This is a genomic window from Bacillus kexueae (genome assembly GCF_022809095.1).
Classification (GTDB): Bacteria; Bacillota; Bacilli; order Bacillales; family Aeribacillaceae; genus Bacillus_BZ; species Bacillus_BZ kexueae.
This window is the reverse complement of the sequence record NZ_JALAZE010000002.1, coordinates 603,668-624,495: the sequence shown is the minus strand read 5'-3', so window position 1 is coordinate 624,495 and position 20,828 is coordinate 603,668. Positions and strand designations below refer to the sequence as shown.

Below are 20,828 nucleotides of genomic sequence, written 5' to 3'. Positions count from 1 at the left end.
ACATCTTTTTTGTTTGTTAGCCTGAAAATGTTTCAAAGCTTTGTCTGTTCATAATGCGAGCTTTTTTCGCTTTATGAAGACCAAAAGCCCACAGAAATATCATAAATGGGGTGACCCAAAATTTCCAATCCTCATTCGTTAAGATAATGAAATCATATAAACCATGTAATAAAAAAGGAATAAATAATGAAAATGAGAGCCATTTTAAACGCTGAGAGGGTGAAAATTTTCCTTTTCCGAAGTAATAGCCCATTAATACACCAAATAAAGCATGACTCGAAACCGGCAATAACGCCCTCCCTAATGCAAATTCTACACCATTGGCAATTAAATACAAAATATTTTCAAGTGTCGCAAAACCAAGGGATACGGAAACTCCGTATACAATTCCATCATAGTGTTCATCAAAATGAAAATGAGAATAAATAGTTACATAAAAAATAAACCACTTAAAGAACTCTTCTAAAAGACCCGAAGCAACAAATGCTTGTAAAACCGGGGAATGAAACAGACCTTCCACTTCCATTACATATTGAATAAACATAATAGGAAACACTAATAGGGCACCGAAAATAAATGATCGAAATACCATTGTAAGTGGTTCCATTTCATATTGGTCTTTCAAGTAGAAGTATGAAAGGATGGCTAGTCCAGGAGCAATTCCAGCCGAAATGATTCCGAACATTCACGTGCCTCATTTCTAATATAATCTCGTTTAAATGGTAACACGAGAATGAAAAAATGAAAATCAATATTCAACAAAGAGTGTTGGTTTCATAACAATAAATTCCCATATCCAACAACTTGAAGGAGGTATTATGAAAAATATATTAGTCATTCATACGGGAGGCACCATTTCCATGCAAGAAGATTCAACATCTGGGGAGGTTAAACCAGGAAAAACACATCCGCTATCTACTGAACATCTCCCATTAGAAAATGTATCCATTAAAGTAAAACAACTTTTTCATTTACCTTCTCCTCATATCACACTTAAAGAGATGCTCCAATTAAGGATAGTAATCGAACATGCTATTTCAGAAGAAATATTTGATGGAATTGTTGTCACACACGGTACCGATACATTAGAGGAAACTGCCTATTTTCTTGACTTAACTCTCAATTCTCAAATTCCGATAGTCATAACTGGTGCCATGAGATCAAGCAATGAAATTGGTTCCGACGGTCTTTATAACTTGTTATCGTCAATTAAAGTGGCTTGCGCTCCTGAAGCTTCCTCTCTAGGGGTGCTTGTTGTCATGAATGATGAAATTCATACGGCAAAAAACGTTACGAAAACACATACGAGTAATATCGCTACATTTCAAAGCCCTCAATATGGACCTATTGGAATTGTCAATAAAAGATCAATCTCGATTCATCATAAACCATTGAATCAAGAAAGTTATAAAATAATAGGTATTACAAAAAAAGTCATCTTATTGAAAGCCTATGCTGGAATGGATGTTGACTTATTCTCTGCTATTTCTTCTTTACCTGTGGATGGTTTCGTTATTGAAGCATTGGGTCAAGGGAATCTTCCACCAATTGTCATTCCATCCATCGAAGCCTTGATAAAACGAAAGATTCCTGTTGTTATAGTGTCTAGATGTTTTAACGGAATTGTTCAAGACGTATACGCGTATGAAGGTGGAGGTAGGCATTTGAAATCAATGGGAGTAATCTTGAGTAATGGATTAAATGGACAAAAAGCAAGAATTAAACTTCAAATTCTTTTAGAAGCGAATTACACGTTTGAACAAATGGAACGAATGTTTTCATAAAGATTGGTTCGAACTGCAGAGCATGAAGAGGAAAAGGTGTCCAGAAAGTAAATCTCAACGTTCTAGGAGAATGGGGAGGAAATAAGAAAAAACGCAAAGCGCAAGTCCTTAGGCGAAGGGCGCTGGAGGACCTGCGAGGAGCCTTCCGTCGCCACAGCAGGGCCGAAGCGACCCGATCTGATGGCGCTTGGAGCTAGACACCAAAAAAAAACTGTAAAGAGAATACTTTAGCACTTTATTGAACTTAAACTTTCTGTAACAATAAAAAAGAAAGAAACTTTGTCTCTACCGTTATCGATTTTTTTAAGATAAATGGACAAGATTTCCAAAAAGGCATGTAATGAAAGTTAGCCTGGTCATAACATAGGATGGTCGGCTTGTTATACCAGGCTAAAAGATTTTATCGTCGCGCTTCTATTGCTTTTGCAATCAACCCTCCATGAAATCGTCCATTTTCAATAAAAATCTCATTGGCATTATTTCCTGCAGCAATAACTCCCGCAATAAATATCCCTTGTACATTGGTTTCCATTGTTTCTTCAGAAAAGGATGGTCGGCCAGTCTCTTCATCAATTTGAACGCCCATTTTCTGTAGAAAATCATGGTCGGGATGATAGCCAGTCATGGCAAAGACAAAATCGTTCTCAATTGTCTTCATTGTGCCTCCTGCTACTTCGTATGTGAGGGTCGTTTCTGTTATTTCTTTCACATGTGCTTCAAACTCCATGTTTATAATCCCTTTTTGTACTAATGAATCAAATTCGGGTAAAATCCAAGGTTTAATGCTTGGTGAATAAGCTGTACCACGATATAACACAGTGACGTGAGCTCCAGCTTTCACCAATTCTAAAGTGGCATCCACACTTGAATTTTTCCCACCTATAACCGCTACTTTTTTATCGAAGTAGGGATGGGCTTCTTTAAAATAATGAGAGACTTTCGGTAAATCTTCGCCTGGGACATCCATATAATTTGGATTATCATAATACCCTGTTGCAATGATCACATATTTTGCTTCATACTGCCCTTTTGATGTTTGCACGAAAAACTGTCCATTTTGCTGTTTTTCAACTAGGGTTACTTTCTCAAAAGCATGAATACGTAATTGTTTGCGTCTTACCACCTCTCTGTAATACGATAGTGCTTGATTACGTACAGGCTTTCGATTTTCCGTAATAAAAGGTACACCACCAATCTCTAACTTTTCACTCGAACTAAAAAATGTTTGATGCGTTGGATAATGATAAATGGCATTGACAATGTTTCCTTTTTCTATAACAAGGGGGTTTATGCCAATTGCTTGTAACTCAATGGCTGCTGAAAGCCCACATGGCCCTCCTCCAACAATAATGACTTCTTCACACCTCATCATCTATTACACTCCTATCTAGCCAAAAGTCCTGAGTAAACATATATTAAGGGCTTAGCACTCCTCTTAATCCCCAATAGGACATACGTAAAAATTATCCCTTGACAAACAAAAATCTCCTATCTAATGATAGGAGATTTTTTAAGTCCTTGCAAATATTAAATCCAGCCTCTAAAACGAGATGCTTCTGCCATTTTACGAACGCCAACCATATACGCAGCAAGGCGCATATCGACTCTGCGATTGTTGGATGTTTCGTAAACATTATTAAAGGCTTTTACCATTACTTTTTCTAATTTTTCTTCTACTTCTTCTTCCGTCCAATAGTACCCTTGGTTGTTCTGTACCCATTCAAAATACGAAACAGTTACTCCTCCTGCACTTGCTAAAACATCTGGAACGAGAAGAATGCCTCGATCAGTTAAAATTTGTGTCGCTTCTAAAGTAGTTGGTCCATTTGCTGCTTCGACAACAATGCTAGCCTGAATGTTATGTGCATTTTCTTCTGTAATTTGATTTTCAATTGCAGCAGGCACTAAAATGTCGCAATCCAGTTCTAACAATTCTTTATTGGAAATTGTATCTTTAAACAACTTGGTTACTGTTCCAAAGCTGTCACGACGATCTAATAAATAATCAATATCAAGCCCGTTTGGATCATGTAAGGCACCATAAGCATCCGAAATCCCAATTACTTTTGCGCCCGCATCATGCATGAACTTCGCTAAATAGCTCCCAGCATTTCCGAATCCTTGAACGACAACACGAGCACCTTCAAGGTCAATGCCTTTTTTGCGTGCTGCTTCACGAATACAAATCGTTACACCTTTTGCCGTTGCAGATTCACGTCCGTGAGAACCTCCAAGAACGAGCGGCTTACCCGTGATGAACCCTGGTGAATTAAATTCATCAATGCGGCTGTATTCATCCATCATCCACGCCATAATTTGTGAATTGGTGAATACATCTGGTGCCGGAATGTCCTTAGTAGGACCTACAATTTGGCTGATTGCTCTTACATACCCCCGACTTAACCTTTCTAATTCTCTAAATGACATGTCACGCGGATCACAAACAATTCCGCCTTTTCCCCCACCGTATGGCAAATCAACGATTCCACATTTAAGACTCATCCAAATAGAAAGCGCTTTAACTTCCTTTTCTGTTACACTTGGATGGAATCGTATTCCTCCCTTTGTTGGTCCAACAGAATCGTTATGCTGTGCCCGGTAGCCAGTGAAAATTTTGACAGAACCGTCATCCATGCGAACAGGAATTTTTACTGTTAGCATTCTCATCGGTTCTTTTAATAGCTCATACACCTCATCGGGATACCCTAATTTTTCTAATGCTCTATGTATCACCGTTTGGGTAGATTTTAGCACGTCGTTTTTCTCATTACTTTCGGCTACCATACTATGTAAACCTCCTACTTTAATCATTCAATGCGAAAGGTGTTTCCATATCTCCACCTTTCATGACATAGTATACACCTTCCATTAATATATGCAAAGATTAATTTCTTTGATTTATATAATTTTTCAGAATGAATCAGAAAGCGTTTTCAAACACCATTACATTTCTTTAGTATCTCTAAAATGGAGGTTGAACATTCTATAATTTGAAATTAAACAAGATTTCTAATGAAGCAGCTATCCATTCATTCATTTAACCCACGACTTCCTTTCACGAAAAAAATTAAAAAAGCACCAAAACAATTGGTACTTTTTCCATTTTGATTTTTTAAAAAGGGCTGTTTCGTATAGATTGCTTTTATCCATGTTTTAAAATAAATTTTCCAATGTGCTACGGACACTTGCTTCCCTCTACATCCTCCAGGAGTCCAGTACCCTCCGCTCTGATAAATAGGGAAAAACGATCCTCAACAATGATTTTATACAATACAATAGAAATAGCCTTAAAAATAAATATTTAGTTGTTCAATGGCGTTTTCTTCCATCAATTTTTTCCCATATTCCTCTATTCTGTATACTGTGAGAGGAGTAGAATGTCCGAACTCAGCTAAGATTGCTACGAGTTGCTCTATCGGGATTTTTTGCCACTGGTCAAATAATAAGTAATAGGCACTACCATATGAATACAAAGTACCCGTTCGAATTCCAAGTCTATATAACACTTTGGCAACATTTATACAATCATCTAAATCGTGAAATTCAAATAAAATATCTTCACTTTCATCTAGTTTGACATCCATCTCAAGAAAGTCTGAATATTCGTCTTCTTCATCCTCTTGATGTTTTGTCACAATGATGACCATCCCTTGCGCTTGAAGCGAATACACTTCTACAGCAATGGGTCCATTCGCTTCAAATCCTAATTCCTCGCTCGCCTCATCCATCATTTCTCGGAAAAGCTGGTGAACCTTGAGCGAGTCTTTCCAAAGATCTTCCTTCGTTAAACCACGATCCGATAAATCATCTTGTGTTAAAAAAATTTTAATTTTATTGTAATTCAGACGCTCAAGTCGCATCCTTTTCCCTCCTGCCGTCTCCTTCAAGCTTCATTTACTGATATTGTATGAGAGTGTCTGAAGATGGTTCGTTAGTTAGTAAACAGTTTACATCTAGAAAGACAGGAAGACAAGCTAAGAGATTAACTTTCTGTTTCTGTTTCCTTCAAGGAGGTTACGTTTACTGATAGTAAGCTATAAATAATTGTAAAACAAAGTAAAGTGAATGTTTCCCAGAACCCCATAAACATAAGTCCCCAAAATACGAAAAAGACAAAATAACTGACAATCAAATCTGCTCCGTTACCTTTTCGTTCTTTTATGAGTGCATACGTTTCTTCAATAGCATTTTTAAGCAGATGTGCATTGGCCAAAAAACTAACGAAAAAAAAGAACATTGCCATAAAAAATTGTATTGGATCTAAAATTAAATCCAATAAAAACTCCGGTACACTGAAAGGATGCTCAATCGACAGGTTCCTTATAAACATCATTCCACAAAAGAAACCTAAAATTATGGACAATATTTTTCCAAACATAAACTCCCCTCCAATTACACTATATGTATGGATAGGGAGTTCATGATGTAACGACATTATTTACTCTCAAAGTATAAATTGATATCAAATTTTTTTTTCATAAAAGCAAAAATTTGATCTCTCTCTTTCCATGCTTCTTCGGACTTCCATAAGTCGGTACTTTTATCAATAATTTCGCATCGAAGCGCGTGAAATTCCTTTTCTTTTTTATCTTCCTTCTTTTTGAAGTAAAGTGCCGTTGCATAACTGGCCCCAATGACAAGAACAAATAAGCCATTTCTTCCATCATTAATAAATTGCTTTAACATGTAAGCAATTTGTCCGTTGAAAGGTAAATATAAAATAGTATACAAATAGACGAAGAATACTCCGCATAGTATGAAGGTTAGTACTTGCCACAGTAAGCACTTCGCTTTAAAGGCCTCATATTTTCTCTTTCGTTTCACCAATTCAAATAACATGCTTTTCGTTGGTTTATCCGTAAAAGGAAGCTTTTCAATTTCTTTATCCATTAACTTGTCCCCATTCCTAATCGTTTTTAGTACAAACTATGTCGGAATGGGTGATGTTATGATAATTGATTATTGTGTTAATGGGATTTTCAATTCTTGCCCCACAAAGATTTCATTTCCATTTAATCCGTTATATTGTCGGATGGTCTCTTCTCCATCTCTACTTCCATAATACTTCATCGCAATGCGATATAAAGTTTCTTCAGGCTGTACAATATGTGTAACCACCTTCACTTCTTCTTTTGGAGGGGCTGGCTCTTTTTTTTCTGGTGAAGGATTACTAGTACTAACATCATTTTTATCTATTCCCTTCACCTTATCTCCCGATGTCACGTCTTGTTCCTTCGGCTTTTGAATTTCTTCTTCCCTCTCTCTAGCCATTTCGTCCACCTTTTCTTCCTCAGCATCAGTAGACTCCACTTCTTTTTCGTCCATTCCATCTTCAGCTTTCTCAATATCCGGATTTGGAAGAATCGAACTATACTCAACAGTAACAGTTTGTTCAGATTCCTTCGATGAATTGGTTAGAGTACTTCTTTTCTCTAGGTGGTACATAATAGAAAGTACCATAATCGGAAAAAAGATAAAAAAGATGACCAAAAAGCGAATAATAGGATATTTCACTTTCACTTTTTTCTTCGCCTTTTTTTGCCGATGAACTTCACTTCTAGGTGGATAACTTCCCGTTTGTTCCTTCTCTTCATCAATGACTTGTTCACGAAGAGATTGAGCTTGATCATATGTTTCATTCTTTTTCGTCATAATAAGTTGTCTCCCCTTGATTCCCTTTTATTGTTCTTATATATTGATAGCGAATTTGCAAACCGAAGATAAAATCAATGAGAAAATGACTGAAAATAGTTACCCATAAATTTCCTGTCCATTCATAAACAATTCCAAGACAAAAGCTTACGATTGTGACCAATAAAAACAAAAGCCATTTAGATAAATAACGAATATGTAAAAGAGTAAATACAACGCTTGCCAACAATAGACCGAATGTCGATTGCAAAACACCTCTAAAAAACAATTCCTCGGCAATAGCAATGAAGGCTGTTAAAAAGAATATCTCCGTAATGGTCCGTTTTTGAAATAACTTTTCATTTATGCCTCCATCATCGAACATATGGTCTGGTAGAATTTTCATTAGTATAAAATCAAGTCCTAAAACGACAACGGCTAAGCCCCCACCTAAAAGAAGTATTTGTCGCAAATTCCAATTAAACCATTCGTAAACAACTGCAATGCTAGGATAAAAAATGAAAAGAAATAAAACGGATAATACAAGCAATAAACATTGTGTAAAAATTAAATTTAGAAGAATTTGACGATCGGTCATGTGATTCAAAAGTTCTTGCTGCTTTTTAAACAAAATAATCACTCGCTTTGATTAAACATTCGTTTTAGTTCAGATTGCCAATGTAACTTGTTTTTTTGATCGATCTGTCGTTCATTTTGATCATAATATGCCAAATCAAATTGGCATATATCGCAACACGGAAAAACCCTCTTCTTTGGCATTTGCTTAAATTGCCTTAATAGAGATGCTCTTCTACATTCTTTTGATCTGACCCATTGATAAAATTGTCGAAACTTCACGTGTTTAATATCGGCACGTTTCACCATTTTATTGACAATCGACATTTGCAACTCCTGCTTTGGTAGGTGGGCTTCTTGTCTAATTAAATGTTCAATATAACGACTTTGTGTTTCTGATATCCCAAACTGGATTAAATCCGCTTCAGTCAATTGAATTTGAGGTGAGATTCGGTTTTCAGAAGCTAATAGTCCAATTATTTGGGTTACCTGCTGATCTGGTACCACTTCATTCTCAATGAGGGTTTGGGGAATTCTTTCGTCTCCATTTGCCCAAAGTAATATAGCAACGCTTTTTTCTCCATCTCTTCCTGCTCGACCAATTTCCTGAACATACGATTCTAAATTTTGAGGTGGTTGAAAATGGATGACATATCGGACATTCGGTTTGTTTACCCCCATCCCAAATGCATTTGTAGCGACCATTAACCGGAGCTCATTGTTTAAAAATTGTTGTTGGATCAAATTCCGATCTTCATTACTCATTCCACCATGATAATACCCTACTTGTCTTACCCCTTTTTCCATCAGGAGACTTGTAAGGTGTTCTGTCCATTGCCTGCTTGAACAATAAATAATTCCTGAACCACTCAGCTGTTTTACAAGTTGAAATAGACGCTCAATCTTATCATCTAGTAACTCAAATTCCTCAATGTCAATCGCAATGTTTGAACGATCCATTGAATGTAAATGAAACTTCGTATTGACCATATTCAAAAACGTCTCAATATCTTGTATTACTTCATCTGTCGCTGTTGCCGTTAACGCTAAACAAGGTGGATTCCCAAATCTTTCTCTAATGTCACCGAGCTTTGAATAATCAGGACGAAAATCATGGCCCCATTGTGAAATACAATGGGCTTCGTCTACGACAAACAATGAGATCGAAAGGGACATTAGCCTTTTAATACAATAGTTCAGTTGTAACATTTCAGGAGAAATAAAAATAAACTTAAACTGATGAATGTTTTTTAAAATGTTTCGTTTCTCTTCTTGGCGTAACATGCTATTTAAAGCGACAACACGCTTCTCCCCTATATGTTGTAATTGCTGTACTTGATCTTGCATAAGAGATAAGAGAGGAGACACAATGATAACTGTACCTTCGACGAGGTAGGCTGGCAATTGATAACAAAGAGATTTTCCTGCACCAGTTGGTAAAAGTCCGATGCAATCATTGCCATTTAATAAATCCTCAATAATTTCCTTTTGACCTGTACGAAAAGTAGAGTAACCAAATCGCTTTTGCAGCTCGTTTTCTAAAATATTCATCATACCCTCTCCTTGCTTAGCGCAAGTGCCAAACGAATTTGAAAATAACTGTATTCATCATGCAGCGCTTCTTTTATTCGCTTTAATTTATGTGTATTTAAACGAGTCATTGTGTCATGTATGCGCTCCAAATCCTGTACCTTTAAAAATGGCGATAAATCAAAATCCGGTACATTCAATGCAATTTCGACGATATGATCTTCAATCGTGCTCGCTTTCAATTCGCGAACAGTAGCTATTTCATCAAGCGTGTACCCTTTCTGCCAATAGTTGAAAGTAGTTTGTGTCGAACTTGTTAAGTTATAGTTATTTTTCATTCCTTGCATTAACCCTGAAAGGATAGGGTACCGACTGTCCTCATTCAAGATAGTCGACATGATTGAATGAAGAATGGCCACGAATTTTATGTAGACGTAATCTTTATCTAAATGCAGTACTTGTGCACACTGTTCAACCGTTAATCCTGTACGTTGAAAGCTCGTTAGTCGATGGAGAAGAATGGAAGCTTCTATTTCGTCTAACATACAGAAAATAGTTTCTAACTCTTTATACATTTGACTTGTTAATTGCTCTTTTGAATAACGTATCGAAAAAAGGTAGCTTTTTACAAACATTTGCACCTCGCGTTCCGTCGTTACTGGGATAAATGATGTCGCATTGTGAGCTATATGTGATAACGATTGTACGAAAAGTGAAAATCGTAGCCAAAAACGGTCCGTTTCGTCCCGATAGAGCCAACCATTTAGAGAGGAAGGAATTGGAGTTTGGTTTAATTGTTGTTTAAGTAATTGATTTCCTTGAACGGTTATACTATACGTATTAGCTTCATCCGTTTCTCTAATAAGGTCATCTTTTTTTAGTTGCTCGATCCGATTCAAATATTCGTTATTCGATAATTTAGGGAACAATCCAAAAAAAGAGGATATATGAAATACAATCCCATCTTGAATTGTTTGAGAAGACCGTTTGCCTTTTAATAAATGATAGCCTGCTGATACAGAACGTTCCGTGCCAAACGATTGCATTATATTTAAAATTAGGTAATCCAAAAACGGTCGATCCATCAAAAACACCTAATCTTCCCTTATAAAATGTATGTCATTATTTTATCAGATTTACATCGACAAATGTTGGCAAACTATCGCTCAAATTGTCTTTTTTTAAAGGATATAGTCGATTACAAATGGTGAAAAACCCTTGTGTGATAAGGATTCTCAATGACTTTTCTATTGAAATGTTCGTTATTCCATTTTACAATATGGGTAAGGTTTTTGTTGCCATCTTCAACTAGATGAAAGACATCTACAATTGAAGTTTATATATGTCTTTTACACGCACAGTATATATAACTGGTAAAATTTTTCTGGGAGGTTTTCAAATGGCAAAATATACAATTGTTGACAAAGATACTTGCATTGCTTGCGGAGCATGTGGTGCTGCTGCTCCTGACATTTATGATTACGATGATGAAGGTATTGCCTTCGTTACGCTTGATGACAACCAAGGTATTGTAGAAGTACCTGAAATTCTTGAAGAAGATATGATGGACGCTTTTGAAGGATGCCCAACTGATTCCATCAAGATTGCAGACGAGCCATTCGATGGCGATGCACTTAAATTTGAGTAATGACGTTTACAAAGCAGATGAAAACATACTTCATCTGCTTTTTTGATGAAAAGATTGTAGTTTATTGCATTCCTAATGAATTTCTTGTTCACTTTAGATGAAAGATAAAGGCTATTTTACTACTCCAAATTAAGAGGCGTGATTCATACGCGAGAAAACTCTCGTACAAATCACGCCTTTACATATTATAAATCGCACACAGTTAATGTCCATTTAAGAACGTTACTTGAATAGATTTAAGACTTATATGCCATGCGACGTTCAAGAGGCTTAATGAGCTTATTGTATAAAAGGAAGAACATTATAGCGACGATTACTCCTTTAATTAGGTTGAACGGCAATATCCCCGTCATAATAAGGAATCGAACTTCTTCAGATTGCATCGGAGGCATATTTAATAAATAGGAATAGGCAGGCAATAGTACGAAATAATTTAAGAATGCCATTCCAACAGTTAGTGCTACTGTTCCTACACTAAGTCCAATTAATGCTCCCTTTAGTGTTCTTAATCGGTTAAACACAATCGAGAATGGTACTACAAGTAAAATTCCAGCTACAAAATTGGCGAATTGGTCAATTGGTACCCCCGTTGCACTTCCTTGGATAAAAAAGTGCAATATATTTTTAATGGCCTCAACCGTTATTCCTGCGATTGGACCAAAAATCATAACTGCAATTAACGCTGGTATGTCACTGAAGTCAACTTTTAGATATGGTGGTAAACCTGGTAAAGGAAAGTTTAGCACCATAAGAATAAATGAGATACTACTTAATACCCCGATAAATACGAGCTTTGAAGCCTTTGATTGAAACATATTCCCTCTCTCCTTTTTGTGATTCACCATAAAAAGAAGGAAGGTTCCTTTGACCTAGGAAAACTAAAAAACCTCTACTCGAAAAAAAGTAGAGGGAGAATAGTAGGCCAAATAAACGTTATGAAGATCATTTCAAAACGCCTGAGCGAACCTTCATCTTCTCCCATCCAGACTGTACTGTCGGCTCTGGAATCTCACCAGATCATGCCCATTAGGCTCGCGGGCTTGAAAGACAAATGTCTTCTTACCGCCGGTCGGGAATTTCACCCTGCCCCGAAGATGAATCAAATATTTTGTTTTCGAGATAATTATACACGAATTGCAATGCATTGTATACGAAAATGCTCAACTCACCTTATTTCTTTTTTTGAAGAAAATTTTCTTTTTAATTGGCTTCATCCTTTGGGACGACTACTAGTAAACGCTTACATCATGTAAAGTCTATAACCTTGACAACTTTCACTTTAGTGAGTTAAAATTATCAGAAATTTCACTATTAACATTCACTAATTCATAGGAGGATTTCACATGTTCCATGTTCTCGTTTCGGATGCCATTAGCCAAGATGGTTTAAAGCCCTTAATTAGTAACGATTTTGTAAAAGTTGTACAAAAAAACGTATCTGAAGTTCAAAATCTTGAAATGTATGATGCTCTCCTTGTGCGAAGTGCAACAAAAGTAACCGAAGATTTAATTCAAAAAATGCCTAATTTAAAAATCATTGGCCGTGCAGGAGTGGGTGTAGATAACATCGATGTTGATGCTGCAACGAAACATGGCGTCGTCGTTATTAACGCTCCGAACGGCAATACAATCTCGACTGCTGAACATACATTTGCGATGATGATGGCTCTCTTACGTCATATTCCTCAAGCAAATGTCACTGTAAAATCAGGAGAATGGAACAGATCTGCATTCATTGGGACTGAATTAAATGGGAAAACACTCGGGATTGTTGGTTTAGGGAGAATTGGAAGTGAAATCGCAAAACGTGCCAAGGTTTTTGGAATGAGTGTTCTTGTATTTGATCCGTTTTTAACGAAAGATCGTGCGAAAAAAATTGGGGTCGATAGCGTCAGCTTAGAGGAATTACTTTCAAATGCAGATATTATTACTGTTCATACTCCATTAACAAAAGAAACGAAAGGTCTATTAGGAAAAGAAAATTTAGCAAAAACGAAGAAAGGGGTGTATTTGTTAAACTGTGCTCGAGGAGGCATCATTGATGAGGACGCCCTTTATGAATCGTTGAAACAGGGACATGTTAAAGGAGTTGCTCTCGATGTATTTGAAGTGGAACCTCCTGTAGGAAATAAGTTGCTAGATTGTGAACAAGTGATTGTTACACCACATTTAGGGGCTTCGACGAAAGAAGCACAATTAAATGTTGCGTATCAAGTTGCGGAAGAAGTTATGAAGTTTCTCAACGGAAAACCTGTTTCTTCGTCTATTAATTTACCTACACTTTCAAAAGAACTGTACGAGAAAATACAACCGTTCTATAAATTAGCGAAAAAAATTGGCTCCCTTGGTTCTCAATGCATGAAAGAGCCTGTTTCAAGTGTCGAGATTGCTTATGAAGGGTCGGTTGCAGAACTTGAAACTTCTTTTATCACGAAGAGCTTCCTTTCTGCATTTTTAAACGAACGTGTTGCATCAACTGTCAATGAAGTCAATGCAGGATTGATTGCTAGTGAACGTGGAATTAATTACAGTGAAACAATTAAATCAAATACGTCAGGATATGAAAACTGTATAACGATTACAATAAATGGAGAACAGCAATCGTTTCAGGTGAAAGCATCATACATTCCTCATTACGGAGAACGCATCATCGAAATTAACGGATATGATATTGACTTTTATCCTACTGGGGAGCTTTTATACATTCAACATATCGACCAACCAGGTGTTATCGGTCGTGTCGGTAACGTACTAGGTGAGAATGATGTAAACATTGCCACAATGCAAGTAGGTCGTAAAAAAGTTGGTGGAAGTGCTATCATGATGCTTTCTGTTGATAAACCTGTAGAACCTTCATTAATCGATCAACTTTCAACGTTTTCAGATATCGTTTCTGTCCGTACGATTCACCTATAACTTTTAGGAGAGGGTGTCCCAAAAGTAGCTGGGACACCCCATTCTTTATTTGGAAATACAAGGATTTACTAAAAGGTTGTTGTTTTTGGTCATACACTTTATCGTGAAAGGCGAGCGCTTTCCGGACTTGCACAGGACGTGTTGGCCTCTGCGTTGGTCACAGGACGTGGCCGCTTTTAGCAGAGGTTCATTAAATTATCGCCCCCTCATCTCGCAAGCTCGCCTGCGGGGTCTTCGACTCGTGCTGTTCCCACTGGAGTCGCCGCCTTTCACTAACCATTTCATGTCTAAATCGAAACATTTTTTACAAAAACAGCCAAATAAAAAAAGAAAACTCTCTTTTTTGGTATAATGAAGTCACCACAACAACACAACCAAAAGGAGAGTTTTCTTATGTATAAAGAGTATAACATAGACCAATTAGTTCTTCCGTTAGATGTCGAAGTTTTTGTTCCAAAAAAATCACCTTTGTCGGTTGCTCGTATTGATTATTGATTTTTACACTCCTTATAAAATGAATTCAAAACTAAACACTTAGCCACTCGAAGAAGTCGAGATTCCTCAGCATGTGTCAGCATGTGCTTTTGGGTCTCGCCCTTTCCTCAGCTTAACTTTCATTTTTCAATACTTTGCTATGAAGAATTTCCTATGTATAGATGATGATTTCTTGATTCGGATAAATTGTAGTCGTCGATAATCCATTCCATTGTTGAATCCTTTCAACAGTCACACCAAACTGCTGCGATATTCCCCATAAAGTATCCCCTTGTTTTACAATTACAACTTTCGCTTGATTTGCCACTTCAATTCCTTCATCAAAAGAATTATCAAATGCGAATAACGGGTCGAACGCATTTTCTTTACTATATGTCCACTCACCAACATGAGCTTCAAAGTGTAAATGTGGTCCAGTTGAAACGCCTGTGCTTCCAACTGTACCGATTACTTCTCCCTTATTCACATCGTCACCAGAAGCAACTAACCTTTCATGAAGATGTGCATAAACGGTTTCAATTCCAGAAGGATGTTTAACAAATACGACATGTCCGTATGTATCTGAATAGTACGATTTTGATACGACACCGTTATCGACAACTCGCACGTCTGCGCCGATATTTGCACCAATATCAATTCCTTTATGTTTCCCATTCCTTGTTCCAAATTTATCTGTAATTGTTCCTTCAACTGGTATAACCCAGTCTTCCATTAGTTTTTGTAAATTTTCCTCCGCCCTAGCATGGTCTTCTGAACAAAGTAAGCTTACAATCAACCATAATAAGCTAACCGTCATGTAATGTCTTTTCATTCCAATCTTCCTCCCAAACAGTGCCTTTCTACCCCATTTCAAAGGCATACTTAACAATAGTTTGGGAATCCATCTGAGTTTTCATACGTAGTTGATAAAAAATAGGAAATTATGTTTACAAACTAAACAATGAAACTTGATAACTACATTGGTTCTTTTATGCAACAAGAAGCTCCAGACAATCATTTTACCCGGTACGACCTGTCAGTACTAGCTACTAGCGCCTAGCGTACGGACTTTAAATCAATATCTGCTCGATTCCTTCAAAGTATCTTCACTAACTCAGTACGGTAGATTCTTCCGTTTGTAAAACGCTAGGCAGTTGCCCCCACTTTTCTTAACAACCTCCAGAAATCTCAAATTCGTCTTCGTTTTTTACAAGCACTATTCCCTAAAGGGTCGCCAGCAACTTCCATTCAAAAACAAGTGGAGAAAGACGAGTTGTCTTTCTCCACTTGTTTCATTTAAGAATCCTCTCGAGCTGACGTAATCCATTAATTTAGTTATAAACATATAAAGGATTAGGAGAATAAGGAACTTCAATCGGATTACGCAAATCATATTTTTGAATCATTAAATCTTCAAGACCTTTAAATTCTACATATTCAAACCCAAACTCTTTAGCCGTCATAAGCATCGCTTCAATCATGATTGTAACCCTTTTTTCATCTACGTAATTTTCCTCATTTTTAAATGAGACCGTTAATAAGTTCCCGTCTTTTTCAACCTTTTCAATTAAAAACGGCTGAAGGATGGTTGGAATTAATGAATCATTTACTTGACCATCTCCGTTTCTCATCGCGTGAAACGCTTCATCAACAGACTGGTACGATTTTTTAGTTGGGACTAAAAAAGACCGTTCATTCAAAGGTAAAAGAAAGTAAGCTTTCTTTAACAGTTTGTCAATTTCAATTTCAAATAATTTTCCTGAACTTAGTTCAATTCCAGGTTCATTATTTGTATAAAGTTTAATCTTATCAAAATTTTTCCAACGAAATGTTTCACGCATTAACTCTTGAAAGGTCGTCCGATCCTTAGGTAAATGACTTGAGTCTTCTTCATCAATCTCCAGAGTTACGGTGTCGTTTACACTTTCTATTTCCATGCTTTGAAAGATGCTCGGTTGAAATCCATACACTTCCCCGTTAAAATCATTCAAAAAACCTTGCATCTGATTTTCAATTGGTTCAACATCGTTCCCAATGAAGCTAATTGGTACAATGACATTACGATTCTTTTCTAAAAATCCAATCGTCACAATTTGCTGTTGATTATTATAAATAACTAAGGGCTCTTCATCGATCACCGTATTTAAATCCTTCCCTGACGAAAATGGTGCCATGTCTAATGCTTCTTCTTTGGCACTACTTTCCTCAAGCAATGATGCCTCATCAAACTGAAGCGCGGTATCTTGATTTTGATCACGATTTTGCACGAATGAAATAATGAAGAAGAGCGAGGCCAATGCCGCAACTGTAGGAACGATCCATTGTTTCCTTTTTTTCTTTTTATGCAGGTGAATGGACTGCCAAACTTCATCTCTTGAACGTGTATCTTTCATTTCTGGCAACTCCATCAACATTTCCTTTATGTTATCGTCATTCCATCGATAGTGTTTGGTCATTGGACTCGACCTCCTGTTCGTCTTTAATCCGTTCCATCTCATTTCGCAATAACTTGATGGCGCGATGTGCGGTCGTTTTCACTTTACTTTCTGTCCATCCTAAAATAGCTGCGGTCTCTTGGATCGACATATCTTTTAGATAACGTAAGATTATAACAGATCGTTGATTGACATTACATGCATCGAGCGCTTTATAAAGCCACTGTATTTCTTCTCGCTTGATTGATACTTCTTCTGGAAGAGGCGAATGATCGACAATCGTCCCCTTATCGAAATCAAACTTATCCAGAATGCGTTGACGAATCGTTTTTTGTTTTCGAAAATAATCAATGGCTACATGTCGAGCAATGGAAAACAGCCATGTCTTCTCACTGCTCCTCCCTTCAAAACGATCATACGATTTTAATACTTTTATATACACCTCTTGAATTAAATCTTCAGCCGTATTTTGATCTTTTACTAAGTAAAATAAAAATTGGAAAAGATCTTGGTGATACTTTTCATAAAGCTTCTGAAAAGCGTCCTCCATGCATGCCCCTCCGTTCAAAATAATGGTCGAATGAGAGTTAAGTTTCGTTACATTTTTTTAAAAAAATTTCGCTAAACACTTTATTTTCCTTACAGACAAGTCTCCTGCACGTAATACCAAACTGTGAATCAGTCCTACATATACTTTCCCATAAAAGAAAGGGCCAACTATGTGACCCTATTGTTTTTTTGTACGAAAAACAATCGCACTTCTTTCATATTCTATATCTTTTTTACCAGCTCTGTAATTTATAACTCGGGCGAGAGCAAATAAATAATCTGATAATCGATTCATGTACTTCAGAACCGGTTCATGTATTTTCTCTACTTTTTGTAAGGAAACAATTTGTCTTTCTACTCGACGTGCTATCGTTCTTGCCACATGTATGTAGCTAGCTGCTTCAGTTCCCCCTGGTAAGATAAATCGTTGTAAAGGCGGTGCTTCTTCTACATATTCATCGATTCTCTCTTCTAAAAAAGTAATCATGTCCTCCGTTGTTTTAAATGGGTTCTTTTGTTTTTCAAAAACAACGGCTAAATCGCCTCCACAATCAAAAAGTTCGTGCTGAATTTTTTCTAACTCATTATAAATATCATGATAATGATCTTCTGTCAATCTTGTCATGGCTAAGCCAATAAAAGCATTTAACTCATCGATTGTTCCATATGCTTGTACTCGAAGATCGTCTTTATCAACTCTGCCACCAATAATACTCGTTTTCCCTTTGTCACCCGTTTTTGTATAAATATTCATCCAATCCCTCCCTTTTACTATTTTAATCGAAACCTTCTAAGAAGGTAAATAGATGCTAAACGTTGTTCCCTCATTTAATTTACTATGGACATGAATATTTCCGTTATGAGCGTCAACAATATTTTTGGCAATTGCCAGTCCTAAACCTGTCCCAGACCGTCCACGAGTTCGGGCTTTATCAGCTTTATAAAAACGTTCAAAAACAAATGGTAAATCTTCCTCACGAATTCCGCTTCCACTATCTTGAACATCCATTTTCAAGCCTGTTTCCGTTTTTTGTATCGTCAATTTTACGAAACCTCCGCTGTTCGTATGGCGCAAAGCATTATCAATTAAATTCGTTAACACCTGCTCAATACGATCTGGGTCAAAATGAGCTTCTTTTACTTCATTTTCCCAAGTAACAGAAAGGTCAATATTTTTCTCTTTTGCCGGTTTATAAAACTTTCGAATCACTTTTTCAATAAAAGGTTGTAAGGAAAGGGATTCATAATTTAAAGAAATGTGTCCAGCTTCCATTCTAGCAAGGTCGAGTAAATCATTTACTAATCGCCCCATACGCAAGGACTCGTCGTAAATTACTTGAACGATTTCTTTCCGCTCTTCATCGCTCGTCGGTATATCGTCTAATATCGCTTCACTATATCCTTGTAGCATTGAAATTGGCGTTCTTAGCTCGTGCGAGACATTTGCGATAAAATCTTTTCGCAACTTGTCTAGTCGTCTTTCTTCCGTCATATCTCGTAAAACCACGACCGCTCCTCGCACATTTGCTTGATTATATAAAGAGCTCATGATCACTACCCACGTTCGCCCTTGCACTTGAACTTCAGTAATTTGCTCTCGTTGAGTAGAAACAACTTGCTGAAACAGTTCACGAACTTCTGGAGGGAGTTCCTCGCCTTTTTCGACTTTCATCTCCTGCTCATAGTACCATGCTTGTAAAAATCGTTCAGCTGGAGGATTCGTCACTAAAATTGTTCCATCTATGTTCAGTGTAATTACACCATCCGCCATACTACTTAGTATATTTGCTAATTGTTCCTTCTCTTGTCGGAGCGCATTCATATGGAATTGAACTTGCTTTCCCATCTGGTTAAACGCAACCGCCAATTCCCCAATCTCGTCATGAGTTAATTTCGGAACTTTCGTATTAAATTTACCATTTGCTAACTCCATTGCTACTTCTCTCATTTTTCGAAGCGGATAAGTAATTCTCGTTGATAAAAAGAAAGCAAAAATGGTCGTTAAAATAATTGCAATTCCAGCTGCCAATAAAATATATTGGGTTGTTTGCTTCGTCGTTTCGTTTATTACTAATAACGAACGAGCTACAAACACATAACCATGCTCTCCATTTAATTTGAAAGGAGAACCTACGATAATCATTTCGTTTTCTTCTTTTTCCGTAAGGACAGATGATTGAGCAGTTAATACAACACTGATTTCTTCATTATTTTTAAACGCATTATGTAGTTCATCATGTTCTAATATTTCCTCCAATGAGAAAGAAGGCGCTAGCTCACTTACTACAGGAGACTTCCAATAATTTTGTTCATTTTCAACGATTAATACATTCGTTTGTTCATCTGATAGTTCCTGTGCGATAGACCGAGCTAATTGTTGGTCATCATGACTTTCTAAAATAAGGGAAATCTTACTCGCCAACGTATTCAGTTCGTTTTTAGCGGCTTCAATATGATAATTTTGCATGAATTGCAATAAAAGGACGGTTAGAATCAATAATACGAATGATACGAGAAGCAAAATTGTAGACCAAAGCTTCCCTACAACACTCCGCCAAAACATCATTCACCCACAACCTCGAACTTGTAACCTACTCCCCATACAGTCACAATCATTTTGGCTGCTTCTTTTGATACTTTATTCAACTTTTCACGCAGACGTTTAACATGTGTATCAACGGTACGTAAATCACCGAAGAACTCATACTGCCATACTTCTTTTAATAGCTTTTCCCTGTCGTACACTTTATCAGGTGTCTTCGCTAAGAAATATAAAAGTTCATACTCTTTCGGTGTTAAGTTAACTTCAACTCCATCTGCCGTTACCCGGTGAGCGTCATGGTCAATCGTTAAATGTGGAAATACAATAACATTTTTCGTCGTAGTGTCCGTTTTTAAATAAGTTGTTGGAGAAGAACGTCTTAAGATGGCTTTTACGCGAAGTACTACTTCTCGTGGACTAAATGGTTTTACTATGTAGTCATCGGCTCCAGCTTCTAGTCCTTGTACACGATTTGCCTCTTCTCCCTTCGCTGTCAGCATAATAATCGGTGTCGCTTTTTTCTCACGTAAGAGTCGACACACTTCTACACCATCAATTCCCGGCATCATAATATCTAATACGATGAGATCATAATCTTGGCTCAAAGCGAATTCTAGCGCTTCATCACCATTTTCCGCTTCATCAATGATGTAATTTTCTCTTTCAAGATACATGCGTAATAAGCGACGAATTCTCTCTTCATCGTCCACGACTAAAATTTTTGCTTCACGTAATTCTTCCATA

The 20,828-nt window shown here is 37.0% G+C and carries 20 protein-coding genes and 1 riboswitch; of the genes, 3 read left to right on the top strand and 17 right to left on the bottom strand.

Going from position 1 to position 20,828, the window contains the following annotated elements; all coding sequences use genetic code 11:
* Positions 1-16 precede the first annotated feature (16 nt).
* Positions 17-685 (bottom strand): glutamic-type intramembrane protease PrsW, encoded by a 669-nt coding sequence (gene prsW / locus ML543_RS07345; RefSeq protein WP_243386487.1) that lies wholly within the window; start codon positions 683-685, stop codon positions 17-19.
* Between the two features lie 133 nt (positions 686-818).
* Between prsW and ML543_RS07340 the strand changes: the two genes are divergently transcribed.
* Positions 819-1,784 carry an asparaginase gene (locus ML543_RS07340; protein ID WP_243386486.1) on the top strand — a complete coding sequence of 322 codons (966 nt, stop codon included), beginning with the start codon at positions 819-821 and terminating at the stop codon, positions 1,782-1,784.
* Between the two features lie 400 nt (positions 1,785-2,184).
* Here ML543_RS07340 and ML543_RS07335 read toward each other — a convergent pair whose 3' ends face one another.
* From ML543_RS07335 to ML543_RS07295, 9 genes are all read right to left on the bottom strand, one after another.
* Positions 2,185-3,153, bottom strand: a complete 969-nt coding sequence (locus tag ML543_RS07335; RefSeq protein ID WP_243386572.1) for a YpdA family putative bacillithiol disulfide reductase — start codon at positions 3,151-3,153, stop codon at positions 2,185-2,187.
* Between the two features lie 158 nt (positions 3,154-3,311).
* The gene (locus ML543_RS07330; RefSeq protein WP_243386485.1) at positions 3,312-4,568 is read right to left on the bottom strand and encodes a Glu/Leu/Phe/Val family dehydrogenase; all 1,257 of its coding nucleotides are present in this window, start codon (positions 4,566-4,568) and stop codon (positions 3,312-3,314) included.
* Between the two features lie 503 nt (positions 4,569-5,071).
* Positions 5,072-5,644 carry a genetic competence negative regulator gene (locus ML543_RS07325; protein WP_243386484.1) on the bottom strand — a complete coding sequence of 191 codons (573 nt, stop codon included), beginning with the start codon at positions 5,642-5,644 and terminating at the stop codon, positions 5,072-5,074.
* Between the two features lie 122 nt (positions 5,645-5,766).
* A complete protein-coding gene (locus ML543_RS07320; protein ID WP_243386483.1) occupies positions 5,767-6,162 on the bottom strand; it encodes a hypothetical protein in 396 nt (131 codons plus the stop codon).
* 56 nt (positions 6,163-6,218) lie between these two features.
* A complete protein-coding gene (locus ML543_RS07315; protein WP_243386482.1) occupies positions 6,219-6,674 on the bottom strand; it encodes a DUF2663 family protein in 456 nt (151 codons plus the stop codon).
* 69 nt (positions 6,675-6,743) lie between these two features.
* Positions 6,744-7,436, bottom strand: coding sequence for a LysM peptidoglycan-binding domain-containing protein (locus tag ML543_RS07310; RefSeq protein WP_243386481.1), 693 nt, complete (start codon positions 7,434-7,436; stop codon positions 6,744-6,746).
* A complete protein-coding gene (locus ML543_RS07305) occupies positions 7,420-8,046 on the bottom strand; it encodes a CPBP family intramembrane glutamic endopeptidase (protein ID WP_243386480.1) in 627 nt (208 codons plus the stop codon). The genes ML543_RS07310 and ML543_RS07305 overlap by 17 nt, the downstream gene beginning before the upstream one ends.
* A gap of 5 nt (positions 8,047-8,051) precedes the next feature.
* The gene (locus ML543_RS07300) at positions 8,052-9,545 is read right to left on the bottom strand and encodes a RecQ family ATP-dependent DNA helicase (RefSeq protein ID WP_243386479.1); all 1,494 of its coding nucleotides are present in this window, start codon (positions 9,543-9,545) and stop codon (positions 8,052-8,054) included.
* Complete coding sequence (locus ML543_RS07295) at positions 9,542-10,606, bottom strand: YpbB family protein (protein ID WP_243386478.1); 1,065 nt, start codon at positions 10,604-10,606, stop codon at positions 9,542-9,544. The genes ML543_RS07300 and ML543_RS07295 overlap by 4 nt, the downstream gene beginning before the upstream one ends.
* A 314-nt stretch (positions 10,607-10,920) precedes the next feature.
* Here ML543_RS07295 and ML543_RS07290 point away from each other — a divergent pair, with 314 nt between their 5' ends.
* Entirely contained in the window at positions 10,921-11,169 is a 249-nt protein-coding gene (locus ML543_RS07290) for a ferredoxin (RefSeq protein ID WP_243386477.1), read from the top strand.
* 236 nt (positions 11,170-11,405) lie between these two features.
* On the opposite strand, the gene ML543_RS07285 is transcribed toward ML543_RS07290, so the two are convergent.
* Entirely contained in the window at positions 11,406-12,014 is a 609-nt protein-coding gene (locus tag ML543_RS07285) for an ECF transporter S component (RefSeq protein WP_419095349.1), read from the bottom strand.
* 121 nt (positions 12,015-12,135) lie between these two features.
* A riboswitch (FMN riboswitch) is annotated at positions 12,136-12,269 on the bottom strand.
* Between the two features lie 243 nt (positions 12,270-12,512).
* Here ML543_RS07285 and serA point away from each other — a divergent pair.
* Entirely contained in the window at positions 12,513-14,084 is a 1,572-nt protein-coding gene (gene serA / locus ML543_RS07280) for a phosphoglycerate dehydrogenase (RefSeq protein ID WP_243386475.1), read from the top strand.
* A gap of 646 nt (positions 14,085-14,730) precedes the next feature.
* Here serA and ML543_RS07275 read toward each other — a convergent pair.
* The 6 genes from ML543_RS07275 to ML543_RS07250 all read right to left on the bottom strand — a co-directional run bounded on the left by ML543_RS07275 (position 14,731) and on the right by ML543_RS07250 (position 20,827).
* On the bottom strand, positions 14,731-15,390 hold the full coding sequence (locus ML543_RS07275; protein ID WP_243386474.1) for a peptidoglycan DD-metalloendopeptidase family protein: 660 nt from the start codon (positions 15,388-15,390) through the stop codon (positions 14,731-14,733).
* Between the two features lie 499 nt (positions 15,391-15,889).
* On the bottom strand, positions 15,890-17,014 hold the full coding sequence (locus ML543_RS07270) for a hypothetical protein (RefSeq protein WP_243386473.1): 1,125 nt from the start codon (positions 17,012-17,014) through the stop codon (positions 15,890-15,892).
* Complete coding sequence (sigX, locus tag ML543_RS07265; protein WP_243386472.1) at positions 16,989-17,543, bottom strand: RNA polymerase sigma factor SigX; 555 nt, start codon at positions 17,541-17,543, stop codon at positions 16,989-16,991. Before sigX ends, ML543_RS07270 begins: the two co-directional genes overlap by 26 nt.
* A 177-nt stretch (positions 17,544-17,720) precedes the next feature.
* Positions 17,721-18,296 (bottom strand): cob(I)yrinic acid a,c-diamide adenosyltransferase, encoded by a 576-nt coding sequence (locus ML543_RS07260; RefSeq protein WP_243386471.1) that lies wholly within the window; start codon positions 18,294-18,296, stop codon positions 17,721-17,723.
* A gap of 36 nt (positions 18,297-18,332) precedes the next feature.
* The gene (locus tag ML543_RS07255) at positions 18,333-20,108 is read right to left on the bottom strand and encodes an ATP-binding protein (protein ID WP_243386470.1); all 1,776 of its coding nucleotides are present in this window, start codon (positions 20,106-20,108) and stop codon (positions 18,333-18,335) included.
* Entirely contained in the window at positions 20,105-20,827 is a 723-nt protein-coding gene (locus ML543_RS07250; protein WP_243386469.1) for a response regulator transcription factor, read from the bottom strand. The genes ML543_RS07255 and ML543_RS07250 overlap by 4 nt, the downstream gene beginning before the upstream one ends.
* Between the last annotated feature and the right edge of the window lies 1 nt (position 20,828).